Here is a 17,171-nt window from a genome sequence, read left to right as displayed (position 1 = left end):
TCTGGCTGTGCCACTTGCAGACCGTGCTGGTCTACCTCGTTGTAATTAATTTCTGCAATTTCTCCTAATCCACTATAACCGTGTTTATTTAGGCCCAAGCCCGCCCACGAGGTCGCTGCAACAGTCGCAAAACCCGTGCTAAAGACGTGCCATAACGACTCGGAGCGACCCGTGGGGCGATCGCACTTCAGTTGATAGCTGGAGTAGGTGGGGAGAAATTTCAAAGTCGGCAGAAGGTGGTTAAGAGGCTTTCAATCTAGCTGTAAACATACTACACTGATATTACACATATGTCCACCCGTCACGGAGAAAAAATTATGCATACCCTACCTAGAACCTCAACCACCGAAATGGAAGTGACCAGCATTCGACTCGAAAGAGAACTCAAAGAGAGACTTAAAGAGCTCGCGGGCAATCAAGGCTATCAAGCTTTGATTCGAGATTTGCTCTGGAATTACGTGCAGCAGAAGTCTGGAGAGTATCGGCAGATGTTTTCTCGATCGGATATTCGAGCCAGCATTAATGCCACAGCACAGCAGGAGGAACGCTGCGCGCTTACAGGAGAGTTGATCCGACCGGGCGGCCCGATGTTATTAGGCCTGACGATGCACGGCGAAATGGTGCCGCTGAGTATAGGGAGTATGCCTGGTTGACACTCCTGGGCCTGAAGGCATGAGGATTCTTCTATCTACGAGCTGACTTGCTCTAATTGGATTTCTCCAACGAAAGTAGAGGACAATTCTCCCGAAGCGTTATTTGCATCTAGTGCAAGAGTTCCGGTATGCCCTACCGTACTCAATCCCCGACTTAGGATTATTCTAGCTGCGTTCTCGTCTCTATCTAACAAGCACCCACATTTACAAGCGTGGGTTCTAGTAGATAGAGTTTTTTTGACGATTTCACCACAACTAGAGCATTCTTGACTGGTATATTGCGGATTTACCGCAACCGTTACCCGCTCGAATACTTTTCCAAAATATTCAAGCCAGACACGGAATTGATACCAAGATGCGTCGTTAATAGACTTGGCGAGACAGTGATTCTGCACCATATTTTTGATTCTCAAATCTTCGTAGGCTATCAAGTCGTTGGACTGAGTGACGCACCTTGCCAACTTTAGGGCATGGTCTTTACGTTGCCTGCTTATTTTGAGATGGCGCTTACCAAGAATCTGTCGAGCTTTGCCTCTATTCTTTGAACCTTTGACTTTTCTAGATACCCGACGTTGACTGCGTTTGAGAACACGTTCACCTTTCCTCAGAAACCTAGGATTTTCAACCTTGATTCCGTTTGAATCGGTGTAATATTCTTTTAGCCCGACATCCAATCCAATAGTATTACCTGTCGGCGCTGTATTTTCCTTTCGGTCAACATCAATACAGAACTGGACGTACACACCATCCGCACGTTTTACCAATCTAACCCGTTTTATTTGGTTGATTTGGTAAAAATGCAGGTCGCGTGTGCCTTTGAGTTTGAGTTTGCCAATTCCTTTTTTATCCGTGAAAGTTATCGACTTTCTGTCATCTGCAACCTTCCATCCGGTTGACTTGTACTCTACCGAGCGACAGTCTCGCTGGAACTTTGGATACCCTTTTTTACCAGGAATCTTCTTCTTGCAGTTTTCGTAAAATCGGGAGATAGCTGCCCAAGCACGTTCAGCACTTGATTGTCTTGCCATTGAGTTGAGTTCGTCAGCAAACGGAAACGTAGCTGCCAGTACAGCACAATATTTATTCAAGTCGTATTTGTTCTTTTTGGGATTGTCCATCCAATAGCGCAAACAGCTATTGCGGACAAATTGAGCGGTACGAATTGCTTCGTCTACTGCTTTGAACTGACTTGATTTTCCGTAAGATTTAAACTCAAAAACGAGCATGGCTCTACCTCCACTCTTATGCTACCGCAATCAGCACAAAACGGAGTATGGCGTAATGAAAAGTTACAATTAAAGCCGTCCTAGAAGGACGGGGTTTTCAACCCAGTTTTTTGATAAACCAGTTTACCCTTAAATTTGTGAGAGCGATCGGCCTGGGGTGAAGGACCCAGGCGCTGAAGATGGGTTTCCGAAGCATTTCAAGGAGATATATTTAACGAACCGCGAAGACGCGAAGTGCGCGAAGAAAGATGGAGAAGGAAGAAGATAGGCAATTTTAGCGGTTCGGGAGTTTGGTAATGCAGATCCGGAGGCTCGCCCCACGCGCGAGAAGAATGCTAAACTTTCCATCGGGCGTGCCGAACAGACGATCGTACATTTGATGAAAAAAATTAAAGTAATGCTGAAAAACCGCTACTTGACTGCCGCGAGTTCGATCGCCCTTCTCACAATTATTGCCGGATGTGCAGCTACTGAATCACCTCAACTTGCATCTCCCTCTCCTGTAGCTGAATCCTCCCCGCCACCAGTTAAACCAAGTCAGCCTCAGCCCTTAATAGTCTCTGCTACCAATCCCGAAACCCCCACAAATACCAAAATCCAGCAATATCTCAACGGGTTGGCAGCCCAAGGTTTTGCCAAAGAAAACCAAGGCGTTTGGATGCAATCTGGCAATACTTTGCTAGCCAATCATCAAGGTACCGTTCCTCTGTCCGCCGCTTCTATTACCAAAGTAGCAACATCTCTCGTAGCGCTGCAACAATTCGGCCCGGAACATCAATTTATCACCTTAATTGGTACAACGGGAAAAATTGAAAACGGCGTATTAAAAGGATCTTTAATTGTTCAGGGAAGCGAAGATCCGTTGTTTGTCTGGGAAGAGGCGATCGCCCTTGGTAACGCCTTAAATCAAAAAGGCATCAAGCGAGTCAGTGGCAATTTGATAATTGTCGATAAGTTTTACATGAACTTTGAACTCGATCCCCTCAAATCGGGAGAATTGCTCAAACAAGGATTGAACAGTCAAATCTGGCCCAGTGAAGCCGCCGCCCAGTATCAAACCCTGCCTCCCAATACGCCAAAACCCCAAATAGCAATTGAGGGTACTGTCAAAGTTTTGCCCGCATCTCCCAACGAGGTGCAGCCTTTAGTCAAACATTATTCTTTGCCCCTTGCTGAACTGATCAAAAAAATGAATCAGTACAGCAACAATCTCATGGCAGATATGCTAGCGGATACTGTCGGCGGCGCCAAAACAGTCGCGCAAAAAGCAGCAGCAGCAACCGGAGTTCCTCCGGCCGAAATTCAACTCGTCAACGGTTCGGGATTGAGCGAAGAAAATCTCATTTCTCCCCGGGCTGCTTGCGCGTTGTTTATAGCTTTAGAACGCTATCTAGAACCTTACAGCATGACAGTTGCGGATGTCTTAACTGTAGTTGGGAAAGATGAAGGAATACTGGCAGAACGGGCGCTTCCCAAATTAGCAGTGGTCAAATCTGGCACGTTGGATAATGTTAGCGCTTTGGGCGGAGCGCTGCCAACTCAAAAACAAGAAACTGTGTGGTTTGTGATTATGAATGGAGGGGCAAATGTCGAGACATTTCGCACTCAGCAAGAGGTTTTGCTGAAAAGCTTTGTGAATGAGTGGGGAAGTGTTCAAGTTTCGCCGCCGGAATTAACGCCAAATCCTGCTAGAAAGAGTAAGGTATCTCGCAGCGAAATTGTCAATTGATTTGAGGCTGACGCATGGGCCCAGAAACCGGGTTTTTTTACAAAAAGACGGGTTGCCATCCGCAAATTCGGCAAAAAACCCGGTTTCTATACTTGGTAGGGTGCGTCATATCGTTTCCGGTTGCATCGGAATGATTTAACCGCAGAGGGCGCAGAGAACGCAGAGGGAGAGAATACAGAGATGAATAATTCCGATGCTACCGGATTTGATATCAGTACATAAATTGTGAATTGGCAGCTAAAATAATGCAAGTTGATGCACCCTAGGAGTCCAAACTAATTTAATTAGGTGTTTTCGCCCTAGCGACTACAATGCCGATCGCACTTTCGACTCTGCTAATATATCTGTGCAAGTCGTAAGCAACTGTCACCTCCCCAGCCGGCGAAGCGTGAATTAAACCCATATTGCCGTCAGCATTGCGGTAGACTAAACCCGTGTGGGTGACATCCAATCCTTTAACATCCGTGGCTACCGCTACAATATCCCCTGGTTTTAACTGAGAATAAAGACTTTTTATCTGATTTGTCGGGATGTAATTAACAGTAGTTTTGGCTAAGTCTGCTTCTTGGCTGACTATGCACTGATAAGTTGCATAGTCTTTGACCATTTGCGGGTAACTGCTGCGGTGCTGACTCATGAAATTTAGTGTTTTATTCATGGGTACTCCCCCTAATTCAGCGGTGATATTTTCCACTGTTTGCCGTTTTTGATTGTCGTTAATCCATTCGGAAAAATAGTGCAATCTGCTGCAATAACCGTTCATTTTACCGTTTAAATACCGCTGTTCTTCTATGCGATTTACAAAATTTTGATAGTCGTAATCTTGTACTGCTACGCCCCTGGCGATCGCCAAAACGGTTTCTACAAATAAAACGCAGTCAAATTTATTCAAAGTTACGATCAACTTTTCTTCGCCGGATTTGTCCAGCAAACCCGCGGCGTAGGGCAATCCTTGGAACTTATCGGCGATCGCCTGGACGATTTCTCCGATCGAGCGATCGTGCAAATTTTGTTGTTTTGCATACTGTACAACCTGTTCAAAACGTGCTATGTCTTCAGGTTGTGCAACGGTTTCTCTCTCGGTATTATTTGAGTCCGGTCGTCTCGCCAGCACTTTCAGCAATTCGGAATAGGAAATTTCCGCTAAATTGTTGAAGTCCCACAACATACTCGGAAAACTGGAAACAGTTTGCTTGTTTGTTATTTCCCGATTTTCGCTTTCTCCCGTCAAGGAAAACGCTACATCCGCGCCCTGTCCTGCTGTTTGTCGATCGACAACATATCCCGTAGCAGATTGAGACTGAAATGCCCAAACATCAGGTATCAAAGAATTATTCGCGCCGACGATCGCAAATCCCAAAACAGCCAGACTCCAAAAATTTCTCATGTTTTTCAAAGGATTTTGCTTCAACTCAGTGCTATCCTGAAAATTTTACAATTACTAGAAGTCTCAATCAGCCTAGTAGACCGATAAAATTGGCAACAGCGGACTAGATGGATACACTTGTCATTTAGATGCCGCCCTATTATAAACTGATCGTGCGAGTTTGATAGCACAAAACTGTAATGCAAGTAGAACGCCGACGCCGCCCGCGCCCAATTCCCGCCCGACGCCCAATCGAGCCCCTCGGCCCAATCCGGCCACGACGCCAAAGCAGCCAGCCTCCTGTCCAATCCCGTCGTCGAGTCAGGACGAAATTTTCTCGCTTAAAATACCGTAACATCCTGTGCTTAATTGCCGGGGCGATCGCGATCGGTTGGATTGTCACAATACCGTTCAGAATTCGCCGTGCCCCAGAACCGCCAGTCATCTTGCCTCAACAGGCCGTCTCGCCTCAAGAAACACTCTCGCCTCCGACAATTGAACCATCGGAAAATTTAGCCGATCGTCAAAGCGAGCCTACCTTTAGCTACAACATCAAAACACCTCCCAATCCAGTTTACTCTCAAGAATTGCAAGGGATTGTTGATGAATCTGTGAAAATTGCAACCAGCAAAGGACTGCCCGCAGAACGGCTATCAATTACCTTATTTGATGTCAGCAATTCCCAAAGTCACACCTTTGCCGGATATCAAAATCAAACTCTCCGATTTCCCGCTAGCGTGGCCAAGTTATTTTGGATGGCAGCGTTCTACTCAGCCATAGAAAAAGGCCTCATTACGCAAAGAGAATCTGCCTTTAAAAACGACCTCGAACAAATGATGCGCGTCTCCAACAACGATGCTGCTAGCAGACTTTTAGACAAAATCACAGATACAAAATCCGGCGGCAGGCTCGCAGGAGAAGAGTTGCAAACCTGGCTGAAAAAGCGCACTCAAATTAACACATTTTTCCAGTCTGCCGGCTACAATGATCTTCGTATAAGCACCAAAAATTATCCCATATACTATTTAAGACAAGAAGGGCCAATCGGTCGCGACTTGCAATTGCGGGGCGATGCTTCTGTGCCGATTCGCAATCAAGTAACTACCGACCAAGCCGCCAGATTAATATATGAAATCTATACTAGACAAGCGGTTTCTAGCGTCGCCAGCCGCAAAATGGCTTACTTGCTAACGAGAGACTTAGACCCCAAGGCGTGGAAAAATGACCCTCTCAACTCGATACAAGGATTTTTGGGCGAATCTTTACCACCTAATATTTATTTTGGTTCCAAAGTAGGCTATACTTCCAAATCCCGCAGCGAAGCGGCATTTGTCAGAACTTTAGACGATCGCGCGATTTATATCTTAGTTGTTTTCGCAGACGATCCGGCTTATGCCAAGGACGAAACAGCATTTCCGGCAATTTCCCGATACGTTTTCGATCGGCTAAACGCTCGTGGCCCCAGCACTTTGCAGTAATATGGAGTAGGGCCTGTTGACTGTTGAGTGTTGACTGTTGACGGTTGACTGTTAGTCGAAAAACTGAATGATGGTTAGATGCAATCGGGTAGCATCGGAATTATTCGTCTCTCTGTTCTCTTCCTCTGTTTTCTAGGCGTCAACAGCGGTTTAATCATTCCAATGCAACCGGATTTGATATTACTTGTTTCCATTGGTGGCCTACAACCAAAGCTATATCATTCCGGTGCAACCGGAATTGATATAACTTATATCTTGCACCATTCTCAATTAGTCTTTTAGGAACAGGCTTTCCGGCCTGTTCCACAAGAAAATCTAGTCTTTGTGGAACGGGCATCTTGCCCGTTCCTGAGAATGGTGAAAGATGTGAGTAGTAATGAAGTGGTTTGTCTCTCGTCTGCCAAGCGCTAACTATAAACAATCAGTTAAACAATTGATTGACCTGACACAATTTAACTGGGGCGAAAGGATTCGAACCTCTGAATGGCTGGACCAAAACCAGCTGCCTTACCACTTGGCGACGCCCCAACGTCTCAACATTTAATATAGTAACACCCAGACACGGGAATCTGTCAAGCATTTTGACAAGAAAATTTAAAAAATGTTTTTGGAAGCGATCGCCCGCAGGTTTATTCTTTGCTCGCAGGGGGGCGAGCTAGCGGGATTTCAATCCTGAAATCCGCTCCCTGTCCCGGTTCCGAGATACACTTCAAACTTCCTCCGTGTTTTTCCACCACTATCTGGTAGCTGATAGACAAGCCGAGCCCCGTACCCTTGCCTACAGGTTTAGTGGTAAAGAAAGGGTCAAACAAGTGGCATTTAGCTTTTTCGGGCAATCCGGGCCCGCTGTCTTGAATCCGAATCACCACAACTTGACCCCTCGACTTTCCTGACTCATCAGCCTCCGAGTCTGGGTTCACCACCGCCGTCGAGATTTTGATCGTCTTGGGTGGAGGCTGATTTTCCAAAGAGTCGATCGCATTCGCCAAAATATTCATAAATACTTGGTTGAGCTGTCCGGGATAGCACTCTACCTTCGGCAAGTCGCCGTAGTTTTTAATCACCTCAATTCCCGGCACTAGCCCGTTTGACTTCAAGCGACTCTGCAAAATCAGCAGCGTGCTGTCAATCCCTTCGTGAATGTCCACCGGCTTCATCTCTGCTTCGTCGTGTCGCGCGAAGTTCCGCAGAGACAGAACAATTTGGCGGATGCGTTCAGTTCCCATCTCTATTGAAGACAGAATTTTCAGCAAATCCGGCACTATGAACTCAACATCGATTTCTTCGTTTTTGTCGATAATTTCGGGGCAAGGCTCGGGGTAGTGCTTTTGATACAAGTGCAGCAAATCCAGCAGATTTTTCATGTACTGCTTGCAATAAGTCAAGTTGCCGTAAATAAAATTAACCGGATTGTTAATTTCGTGGGCGACGCCGGCGACCATTTGACCAAGAGAGGACATTTTTTCGTTTTGGATGAGCTGAGCTTCTTTCTGCTGCAACTGCTGCAAAGTTTCCGTCAGTTGGCGGGCTTGAGTTTGAGCGGCTAAGGCTGCCGCGCGGGTTTGGGCGTAGAGTTCGGCTTGGTCGATCGCGATCGCCAATTGATCCACCACCGCTTGCAGCAATTCCACTTCGCTCGTTGCCCAGGAACGGTGGCTGCTGTAATGGTTGCAAACTACAGCACCCATTTGACCGGAGCGAGTCTTGAGCGGCAGCAGCAGGTTAGAAACAATACCGAGACTGCTCAAAAAAGCTCGCGTGGCCGGTTCGATGCACAGTGCTGTTGCAGCGTCGCCGATCCGGAGCGTTTGGCGGTGGCAAATTTTCTCGGCCAGCAGGGTTACTTGTTCGATCGGGTATTCTGTAAGTCGGTCTTTGACTTCGGGATTTGCCGCTTCGTGGGTGATTGCAAAGCTTGGCTGCCCGTCTCGCGAGATGGAATACCACAAAAAGTAGCACTGGTCAACCTGCAACAAGCTGCGAATTTCGTTGACAGCCGTATCTAAAATTTTGTCGAGGTCGAGGGAATTCCGCATCTGGCTGGCGAGGCCGAAGAGCAGCGCTTCGCGGCGGCTCAACAATTCTTCTCGGGCAGTGACGCGATCGATCGCCACGGCGATGGCGTTAGCCATGCAGCCCAGAACTTCTAACGCTCCCTCGCTTGCCAAAGCGCTACTGCACAGAGCCATCACTCCCACCAACCGCTCCTCCACAATCAGCGGATAGGCAATGGCACAGAGAGACGGGTTCGACAGTAGGCACACAGGAGCCGTTTGGAGGTTTCCCGCTTCTGTTGGCACCCAATCTTCTATTTCCCGTGCCAACTCTTGGCTGCTAAGTCCTGAATAGGCCTGCAATTCTAACCGCTCTGTCTGCGGGTTGAAAGTCCAGATGCTCACCCCTGTGGCGTCTAGGTACTCTACCATTGCCTCGGTGCAGCGGTTGAGGATGACGGATATTTTCCCGCCTTGTCCGAGGGCTGCACCGACTTTAGCTTGCAGGGCTCCCAAGCGAGCTCGCTCTTGTAGGGATGCTGCCGTTAGTTGGCGATCGGAGGTGTCGCGGGGGGCGGCAACAATTTCTCGGATTTGTTGGGTATCGTCCGCGCGCCCGATGCCCGCTGAAGCTTCCCACCCATATTGAGATTTGCCTGTTTCCCCCAGCGTCGGGAGCTTTTTTGTTCCGTATATTGTCCTGCTACTCTGTGGCGTATGTACCGCATACCAGCTCGATCGGTTCGAGCCAGGAACTAACTCCGAGATTTGCTGGCTGTTCGAGCTGATATCTTCTACCTCTGGCAACTGTTTCTGCGCTTTGACTAATTGCCAGCGCAGCTCCACCAAACTCGCAACTTGCCGACTTAAAGCTTGGAGAGCTTCTATCGTTTCTTTTGTCAAGTCTCGCGGCACCGAGTCCATGACGGATAGCACTCCCAGCATCTGCCCCTCTGAGCTCACAACTGGGATTCCGGCGTAAAATTTCACGAAGGGGTAGAAAACCGTTAGGGGATGCTCGCCAAATCTCACATCTGTGGAAGCGTCTCGAACAATGGCGGCAGGCAGTTCTTTAAAGGAATTTATAGGAAGTTCGATCGCCAATTCGGGAGCAACTGGCGGTTGTTGCAGGGAAATTACCCGGTCAAATTCCGAGTTTGAGTTTGAGCCAACGGCGAACTCTTCGGGAATTTGGTCCAGGGCGCGAGCGCAAAAATTCAGGTAACGGTGGGCCAAAGTTCGATCGATACCTAACTGCGACTTCAACCAGTGGCGATTACCGTCAATCAAGCTCAAGAAAGCAATAGGAGTTCGGCCGATCTGAGCTGCCAAACCTACCAAATTGTCCAAGCAAGCGTCTGGAGCAGAGCCGAGAAGCTGATACAAGTCAATGTTATGGAGCTTGAACACTTTTTTATCAAGAGGCAAGGGTGCTTTCATCATGTGTAACTGCCCGTCTAGTTGCTGGCAACCGCCCTTCTCAATACTTTCGAGAAAAACAAGCTATGAATTGTGTAATGGGAGACTGTGGGCGCAAATTCGGCGCAGGCTGCTTGCGCCAAATTCAGACTAACCTCTTGACCGATCTGGAAACTTTTGGGTTATGGGAGTTAGAGCACCCCAGATCTAAGACTATATAAATTATACTTCCAGTTGACTATGCTTTTGAATACCTCCGGCTCTCTAAATCTAAGAGCCTCTGTTGGGAGGAAGCCGCTTTCCAAAATATATGACTATTGCTTACCTATAATTTTTTAATCAGTTTAATTGTATTTTAACAGACTTGTCTAATCGTGGGTAGCTGGCTTGCTGGTAGATTTAAATGAGGGGTTTGTGCCACAATACCAGTGTCCTTTACCGAGCTGTGCCTTAGCCGGTAGTTCAACTACAGTTAGGAGATGAATTACAAAAGATTGGTAAGATGTTAAACTTTGTAACAATAGTTGTTCAAACTCGACCTTTTAGGGTTTATGGGCCCGGATGCACATTTTGCAACTGTTGTAATTGCCGATAGACCACTCTCCCAATCCCTTTTTTCGGGCTTGAGGTAAAAAAAACCGGGCTAAAGTTTCAACTAACGCTCCAACGGGGTTGACAATTATTGCACAGAGACAACTCTCAAAAAATGACGGCGGGAATTATGTTTGGTATTTTCAACAACTATAAATAAACAGGGAGAAGAATATGTCTGCAAGTAGCAGTCAAGTACCAACTATTTTGGCAGTTGATGATAGCGTCGTGATGCAAGGACTTGTTAAACAGGCCTTAAGCAAAGAGTTTCGAGTTCTCGTAACCGACAATGCAGTGGATGCTTTGTCAACGATTTATCACGAACAAATTTCTGTTTTGTTGCTGGATGTTTCGATGCCTGGTATTGACGGATTGGAACTCTGCCGCACGGTGCGGAGCTTGCCTCAGTTTCAGAATTTGCCGATCGTAATGCTGACAGCGCGAGATGGAGCCTTTGATAAGGTACAGGGGCGTTTGGCGGGAGCAACAGAGTATTTAACTAAGCCGTTTGATGCTGATAAGTTGCGCGAGGTAATTGGTAAGTTTATCAAAATCAAATAATCGGAATTAGGAAAAAAAATCATTTTTGAGTAATTAATGAAGTAATTTGAGTAATTAATGAACTAAAAAGTTGCGATCGCGCTCTGTGATCCTCGACTTCTTTAACAAGTCGGGGGGCGGGGTATTCTGCACAATTTGCGAGGTAAGTCCTAAATTTTTAATTTAGCCAGGAGTAGGGGAGCGATCGCACTGACAGGTAGAACATATTGGGCGGCACCGAGGGCGATCGCCTCCTTGGGCATTCCGAAGACAATGCAGCTAGCTTCGTCTTGGGCGATTGTCAACCCCCCTTGTCTGGCGATAGCCAACATTCCGTCAGCACCATCTCTACCCATTCCTGTCAGCAAAACCCCCGCTGCTGCCCGACTATAAAAATTAGCTACCGACTTAAAAGTCACCGTTACAGAAGGGCAGTGTCCCGCAGCATGAGCCGATTCTGAATAAACAAATCGCCCTTGAGAGTCCAATTCTAAATGACGTTTTTCGGGCGGGAAATAAACAGTACCTGCTTGTGGCAACTCCCCAAAAGAAGCTATCTTAACAGGCAGTTTCGATTCATTACCCAGCCAATTAACTAATCCTTGCAAAAAACCTTCACTGATGTGCTGGACACAAATTATAGGCACGGGAAAGCTAGCCGGAAGTTTAGAAATAATCGCGTACAGTGCTTGCGGCCCCCCTGTCGAAGCCCCTATAGCCAATACTTTAATTGTTGGAGATTTAACAGTTTCGTGGGAGAATTTGTAATTAGCAACTGGTGCTTGGTTGATTTTTACAAGTTGATTATTATATTCTGTTGACATCTTTTTTTGATGCCGTGTAAATACTTTAACTCCTGAGAGGATTTTAACTTTAGCTATTAATTGATTTGCGAGGCGACCGTAATCAGATACCAACCCGCCAATCGGTTTCGGAAAAACATCCAATGCACCAGCCTTTAACAGTTGAAATACATTCTGAGTATCATTCGCTTGCACTGAAGCACTAATTACTAAAATTGGTAGCGGATATTTCTTCATTACTTCTTCCGTAAATTCTAACCCGTTCATTGGTACCATGTTCAAATCCGTACAGATTACTTGGGGCTGAAGTTTGGGGATTAATTCTAGTCCTTCTAATCCGTTGCAAGCGGTTCCTACAACTTGGATGTCTGGCGAGGACTCAAAAATTCGTTTGAGGACGAGCGTAACTACTGGAGAATCTTCAACTAACAATAGTTTAATGGGCGATAACATCAGTTTGCTGGGAAATGGGGAATGGGGAATGGGAAATAGGGCACTTGTGCTGCCCTTCGACTTACTTTCCTTCGGCGAAGCTGAGCGGGCAAACCGCGCAGGGCGAGTGGCTAGCTCAGCACGAGTCGCTCAGTAACCGGGTAGTCAAAGTATTGGGCATTGATGAGCATCGATGCACGGGTAATTGTGCACTGGGCACTGGATATTGGGCCTTGCTAATTGATAGTAAATAACAAATGCCTCATAACCAAGGAGTAATGATTTATGACTAAACTAACCTTTTTAGTGTCTCTACCAACACATCTTGATTGAAAGTACCTTTAGGAATATAAGCATTTGCTCCCGCATCAGCACCTCTTTTTTTATCTTCATCCGATGCCAAAGATGTTACTAAAATTATCGGCAACTCACTGTATTCTTTTTGCTCCCGAATCTTAATAGTCAGGGCCAAACCGTCTAAATTGGGCATTTGTATGTCAGAAATCACAGCATCAAAATCGCGAGTTTTCAATTTATGGAAAGCATCCAACCCGTCTACGGCAGTCACAACTTCGTAACCCGCAGCTTCCAGGATGCGTTTTTCTTGAGTGCGCGTGGCGATCGAGTCTTCTGCTAATAGTATAACTTGTTTCCGGGTGGCAGTCTCAAGTTGCGATCGCGCACTCCCAACCCCACGAGACGAAACTTGCTGGCGTACAGATTTTATCAAATCGTGGGGATTGAGTACCATACAAACTTCCCCAGTAGCGAGAATTGTGGCACCCGAAACATTTCGCACCCGTTTCAGCAATTGACTTTGAGGTTTCATCACCACATCCTGTTCGTCAATCAAACCATCTACAAATAATCCCAATCTTTCCTCCCCTACTTTCAAAACAATACAAGGCATTTTGGAAGTTGAATTTAGGAAGTGTTTTTGATTTTTTATCAAAAATTCGCTCCCGGTTTCCTGTCTCAAATACCGATTTTTTTGCCAGCCTTGTCTATTGTTTAATTCTAGTAAATTTGTCAGGTGAGCAACTGACAGAGGCTGACCCTTTGAAAGTATAGTTTCCTTACCTTCTATAGCAAATATCTCAGACGGCGAGACCTGTTGTGCCGTGTCTACAAACTCGACTGGCAGAGCATAAGGAATGTCTTCAACTACGACAATTAATACATTGGCTGTAGCTAAAGACGTGCTGATTTGCAGCCTCAAAGTGCATCCTTTGCCCGGCAAAGACTCTACTTGAATACTACCTTTTAGGGCTTCAACATTAGTGCGAACTACATCTAAACCCACCCCGCGGCCCGAAACTTCGGTAACAAATTTTTTGGTCGAAAAACCCGGAGTAAAAATTAAAGATTGTACTTGAGTTTCTGTCATTTCTGCCAGTTGTTCAAGCGTACAAATATTACGTTTTACAGCCGTTTGTTTAATGCTCTCTAGATTTAGTCCCCGACCATCATCAGCCACTTCAATAATAATATTGCTAGCCATATTATAGCCTTTAATTCGGAGAGTAGCCACGGGAGGTTTACCTAGTTTTTTCCGCTCCTCAACAGTTTCAATACCGTGGTCGATCGCATTTCTAATCATGTGCATTAAAGGGTCTTTCATTTCCTCTAAAATGCGTTTGTCTGCTGTAGTTTCGCCTCCTTCAATCACTAATGCAACTTCTTTCCCTTCCCGTTTAGCTAAGTCTCGAACAGTTCGAGGAAATAAATTAAAAATAGTAGACAAAGGCAGCAGTCTCAGAGTGCGAATTCCTGATTCTAATGCCTCAGCGATTAATTCGAGTCTGGCAGTATCTTCATAAACTCGATTTCTCAAGCGGTTGACTAAAGTTCCGAGACGCTCCAAACGTTCTTCTGTACGGTGATAGTAATCCTGCAATTGGCTAAATTTACCGTTGGCTTTAATACCGTTTTCATCTATTTGCATCCGATCGACAGTCAAGCTAGTTACAAAAAATTCTCGGCTCCACTCTTCCCACAAAGTTGTAATTTGTTCGATCTCTGCAACTCGGTGTCCTAGTCGAGTTTTTGTGACAGTAAGTTCCCCTGCTTGAGTCATTAAATCGTCTAAATTTTGGGTAGCAACGCGAATGGTTTCAATGCGGTAAGATGAGGTAGAGGATGCAGTAACTGCCGACTGCGAGGCCGACGCAGGGGCGGGTTCAGAAGGTGCAGGCAAGTTTTGAGCTTGCAGTGGAAATTCTGGCTGGGATTGTAGGGGTAAAAAAGAGGAATTATTCTCTAAGTTAACGACTTCTGAATTTTCAACTTTTGTTTCTGGTTGTTGGGTAGGAGGCTCAGTAAATTGCGGTTCTACGAACGGTTGTTCTGGTACTGGTGAAGATGATGGCTCTACGATTGAGGCGGCAGCCTGTGGCTGTAACTGACTAGAAGCACCCATCATGCTAGCGAGGATATAAAATGTATTAATGCCGGAATCTTGGCCGGTAACGGCTTCGTTAACGAGTTTGCGGATGGCGTCTAAACCTTGCAAAAGCCGATCGCTAATATCTGAATTTAGTGGAGTTTCTCCCCGCTTGACACCTCCCAAAATATGCTCCATTTGATGAGCTAAAGATGCTACATTTTTTACTCCCAGCATCCCAGCATCACCTTTAAGAGAATGGGTTTCCCGCAACAATTGTTCTAACTTAGCTAAGTCGTCTGGATGTTGTTCTAAGTACAGCAATCCGTCATCTAGTTTCTGTAAGTGTTCTTGACTAGCGACTTTAAATACATCTCGAAGTTCTTGATCTTCAATCATCATATATGTTTTTGAGTAATAGGTAATTGAGCATGGCTCGTGGGTAATTGGTAATGATAATTATCTTGACTACTCAGTCGATTGCTAATGACTAATGACTAATGACTAATGACTAATGACTAATGACTAATGACTAATGACTAATGACTACACTACTTCTTTAAGATTAAATGCAGCTTCTGTGAGTTGTTGAGTACCGATTTTAACTTGATTAATGCCGCTGACTGTTTGAGACGCGGATTCCTTCATAGAACTCATGGCATCACCTACTTGCTGAATTGCGATCGCCTGCTGTTTAACATTAAATGAAATTTGCTGGTTGCTAGCAAACACCAGATTGCAAGCTTCCCTCACACCCGTAAAAGCTTCTGCCGTATCTTGTGCTGTTTTCACCCCTTCTGCAACCGTTTTGCGACTATCTTCAGTTGCTTTCACCGTAGAGTCGATCGCGCCCTTAATTTCTGGAACAATACCATTAATTTTTTGTGCTGCTTGTTGGCTTTCATCTGCTAACTTACGAATTTCGCTTGCTACCACCGCAAAACCTTTACCGTACTCACCGGCTCTGACTGCTTCAACAGCAGCGTTGAGAGCCAGCATATTAGTTTGGCTGGCTAAATCGCTAACCAAACTTGCGAGAGTCGATATATTGCCAATCTGACTCGTGCTGTCGTCGAGTCGATGATTTTGCTTAGAAATTGCCACCACAGCTTCTCTAAGATTCAGCATTTGATTGAGAGTTTGATCTACCTTTTTAGTACCTTCTTCGGCGAGATTTAAAGCTTGGCGAGCGGCAGCGGCAACAGACTCAGCTTGCTCGGCTGTTTGCTGAGAAGATCTGCCCAAATTTTCGAGAGTTATAGTTGTTTGATTGACAGAGACAAATTGCCGATCGGCTATTTGCTCTTGCCGGTTCATATTAGATTCTATTTGCAGTGAAAATGACGATATTTGGTAAATCAACCCCCGAATGAGAGCAACAATCTGTTGCAAAAAAAACCATCCCAATCCCAGCACCACAGCCAGGGAAACAATAGCAATAAACGCTGCTATTTTCTGAAGAGAATCAATAGAAGAAAATAGCAACTTTTTGGGTGAAGTATCCACAATTACTAAAAATTTATTTTTATTTTCCTGGCTGGGAAAAACTGTATTATAGCTAATCACTAGATCCGTCTTGTCAATATTTCCCTTGCCACCTGAGAGTATTTTAGCAACAATGTCTCCTGAATAATCATTTTTGACATTTTCCTTAGTTTTGAGTTCAAATCCCCAGGCTTTTTGAGGATTGGGATGAGCCAGATAATACCCATCTTGATTTAAGATAAAAGATTGGTCTGATAGTTCAGGGTTAAAATTTTTAACCAGATCGAGCAGAGTGCTACCCAGAGCATTCGTAATAATAAAGCCTTGTCTTTGTCCTTTGGGATTAAAAATTGGAGTGGCGTAGCGAATGGTTGGCTTGTAAGGAATTTCTATTTTCCCCCTTTCCTCATTCAGATTTAAGGAAGACACATAGACTTCTCCTGATTTTAGCTTCATAGTTGCCGAAAAGTAATCTTCGTCTGCTTTATTTTGTAGTTGAGAATCGGGAATAACTTGGAGATTTGTGCCGTCAGAATCTACGCGCACGATCTCCTTACCGCTGTTATCTATGTAACGCGATTGCATATAATATGGCTTGGCTTCCATCAACGATAAAAATGTGAGTTGCATTCGATAAACCCAATCTTTATAAGTTGAATTAGTTTGTTTGTCTACTCCCTTTCCTTCTCTCGCTCTAATCATTCCCTGAACTGGGGGAGTTTTGCGGAGAAACAAAATATCGGCTCTCAGATTGTCAAATTGGTTAATCATTTGATTGGCGGTGGAATTAACACTGTCACTAAGGGTTATTAATGCTAAATTTTGTAGTGCTTCTGTTGAAGAAGAAATGCCATACCAACCAACCAGAGATACTGGAATCAAGGTACTTAAAATTAGGAGGAGGAGCAGTCGGTGCTGCATTTTTTGGAAAAATTTGTTCATCATTGGTTACGGGGAATTGGTTACTGGGAACTTGTACGCTCGCATAGTCTAAGTATAGGGAATTGGGAACTTGTACGCTCGCGTAGCCGAAGTATAGGGAATTGGAAAATTGTACGCTAGCGTAGCCGAA

11 protein-coding genes and 1 tRNA gene are annotated in these 17,171 nt (G+C 45.4%); 4 read left to right on the top strand and 8 right to left on the bottom strand.

Annotated elements, in window-relative coordinates; genetic code table 11:
• Nucleotides 1-317: 317 nt before the first annotated feature.
• On the top strand, nucleotides 318-653 hold the full coding sequence (locus tag QT992_RS07005) for a ribbon-helix-helix domain-containing protein (protein WP_333314765.1): 336 nt from the start codon (nucleotides 318-320) through the stop codon (nucleotides 651-653).
• Nucleotides 654-688: 35 nt separating this feature from the next.
• Here the strand turns inward: QT992_RS07005 and QT992_RS07000 are convergent, their stop codons facing one another.
• Nucleotides 689-1,879 (bottom strand): transposase, encoded by a 1,191-nt coding sequence (locus QT992_RS07000; RefSeq protein ID WP_333143883.1) that lies wholly within the window; start codon nucleotides 1,877-1,879, stop codon nucleotides 689-691.
• Between the two features lie 379 nt (nucleotides 1,880-2,258).
• Between QT992_RS07000 and QT992_RS06995 the strand changes: the two genes are divergently transcribed.
• Nucleotides 2,259-3,608 carry a D-alanyl-D-alanine carboxypeptidase gene (locus QT992_RS06995; RefSeq protein WP_333314762.1) on the top strand — a complete coding sequence of 450 codons (1,350 nt, stop codon included), beginning with the start codon at nucleotides 2,259-2,261 and terminating at the stop codon, nucleotides 3,606-3,608.
• Nucleotides 3,609-3,888: 280 nt separating this feature from the next.
• On the opposite strand, the gene QT992_RS06990 is transcribed toward QT992_RS06995, so the two are convergent.
• Nucleotides 3,889-4,995, bottom strand: a complete 1,107-nt coding sequence (locus tag QT992_RS06990; RefSeq protein WP_333376741.1) for an N-acetylmuramoyl-L-alanine amidase-like domain-containing protein — start codon at nucleotides 4,993-4,995, stop codon at nucleotides 3,889-3,891.
• A gap of 179 nt (nucleotides 4,996-5,174) precedes the next feature.
• Here QT992_RS06990 and QT992_RS06985 point away from each other — a divergent pair, with 179 nt between their 5' ends.
• Nucleotides 5,175-6,452 carry a serine hydrolase gene (locus tag QT992_RS06985; RefSeq protein WP_333314759.1) on the top strand — a complete coding sequence of 426 codons (1,278 nt, stop codon included), beginning with the start codon at nucleotides 5,175-5,177 and terminating at the stop codon, nucleotides 6,450-6,452.
• Between the two features lie 154 nt (nucleotides 6,453-6,606).
• Here QT992_RS06985 and QT992_RS06980 read toward each other — a convergent pair whose 3' ends face one another.
• From QT992_RS06980 to QT992_RS06970, 3 genes are all read right to left on the bottom strand, one after another.
• Nucleotides 6,607-6,789 (bottom strand): hypothetical protein, encoded by a 183-nt coding sequence (locus QT992_RS06980; protein ID WP_333314758.1) that lies wholly within the window; start codon nucleotides 6,787-6,789, stop codon nucleotides 6,607-6,609.
• 119 nt (nucleotides 6,790-6,908) lie between these two features.
• Nucleotides 6,909-6,980, bottom strand: a tRNA-Gln gene (locus tag QT992_RS06975).
• Between the two features lie 101 nt (nucleotides 6,981-7,081).
• Nucleotides 7,082-9,889, bottom strand: a complete 2,808-nt coding sequence (locus QT992_RS06970) for a GAF domain-containing protein (RefSeq protein WP_333336451.1) — start codon at nucleotides 9,887-9,889, stop codon at nucleotides 7,082-7,084.
• Between the two features lie 741 nt (nucleotides 9,890-10,630).
• Between QT992_RS06970 and QT992_RS06965 the strand changes: the two genes are divergently transcribed.
• The gene (locus QT992_RS06965; RefSeq protein WP_015175702.1) at nucleotides 10,631-11,017 is read left to right on the top strand and encodes a response regulator; all 387 of its coding nucleotides are present in this window, start codon (nucleotides 10,631-10,633) and stop codon (nucleotides 11,015-11,017) included.
• A 149-nt stretch (nucleotides 11,018-11,166) separates the two neighbouring features.
• Here QT992_RS06965 and cheB read toward each other — a convergent pair whose 3' ends face one another.
• The 3 genes from cheB to QT992_RS06950 form a co-directional block, all read right to left on the bottom strand.
• A complete protein-coding gene (cheB, locus tag QT992_RS06960) occupies nucleotides 11,167-12,252 on the bottom strand; it encodes a chemotaxis-specific protein-glutamate methyltransferase CheB (protein WP_333314754.1) in 1,086 nt (361 codons plus the stop codon).
• Between the two features lie 268 nt (nucleotides 12,253-12,520).
• Nucleotides 12,521-15,013: a hybrid sensor histidine kinase/response regulator gene (locus QT992_RS06955; RefSeq protein ID WP_333336480.1), complete on the bottom strand. Its 2,493-nt coding sequence runs from the start codon at nucleotides 15,011-15,013 to the stop codon at nucleotides 12,521-12,523.
• Between the two features lie 147 nt (nucleotides 15,014-15,160).
• Nucleotides 15,161-17,044 (bottom strand): methyl-accepting chemotaxis protein, encoded by a 1,884-nt coding sequence (locus QT992_RS06950; RefSeq protein ID WP_333314752.1) that lies wholly within the window; start codon nucleotides 17,042-17,044, stop codon nucleotides 15,161-15,163.
• Between the last annotated feature and the right edge of the window lie 127 nt (nucleotides 17,045-17,171).

It is taken from the genome of Microcoleus sp. T3_D1 (assembly GCF_036700405.1).
Lineage (GTDB): Bacteria > Cyanobacteriota > Cyanobacteriia > Cyanobacteriales > Microcoleaceae > Microcoleus.
The sequence above is the reverse complement of the archived record's forward strand: the minus strand, read 5'-3'. Positions and strand labels throughout refer to the sequence as shown.